Here is a 533-nt window from a genome sequence, read left to right as displayed (position 1 = left end):
CATGGCATGGCGCCGTATCAAGCACCCATCTGAAGTTGTTGAAGTTGGCCAAGACTTAAAAGTTAAAGTACTGAAGTTTGATCGTGAACGTAACCGCGTAAGCTTAGGTCTAAAACAACTTGGTACTGATCCTTGGGACAACGTGGGCGGCACTTACCCAGTCGGTAGTGTGGTTAAAGCACGTGTAACTAACTTGACAGATTATGGTTGCTTCGCTGAAATTTCTGAAGGTATCGAAGGTTTGGTACACGTATCAGAAATGGATCACACTAACAAAAATATCCATCCATCGAAAGTCGTTCAAGTAGGCGATGAGATTGATGTGATGATTCTTGATATTGATGAAGAACGTCGTCGTATCAGCTTAGGTATCAAGCAAACCCTAGCAAACCCATGGGATGAGTTTGATAAAAAGCACGAGCGCGGTGATAAAATCACTGGTACGATCAAATCAATCACTGACTTTGGTATCTTTATCGGTCTAGACGGTGGTATTGATGGTCTTGTTCACTTGTCTGATATCTCTTGGAATG

1 protein-coding gene is annotated in these 533 nt (G+C 42.6%); it reads left to right on the top strand.

The window, feature by feature from the left end; all coding sequences use genetic code 11:
• On the top strand, positions 1–533 hold a 533-nt coding region (locus ACS8FD_RS24185; protein ID WP_439277715.1), incomplete at both ends, for a S1 RNA-binding domain-containing protein.

This window comes from Psychrobacter sp. 1U2 (assembly GCF_051847575.1).
Note: the sequence above shows the minus strand (reverse complement) of the source record. Positions and strands in the feature narration are given on the sequence as shown.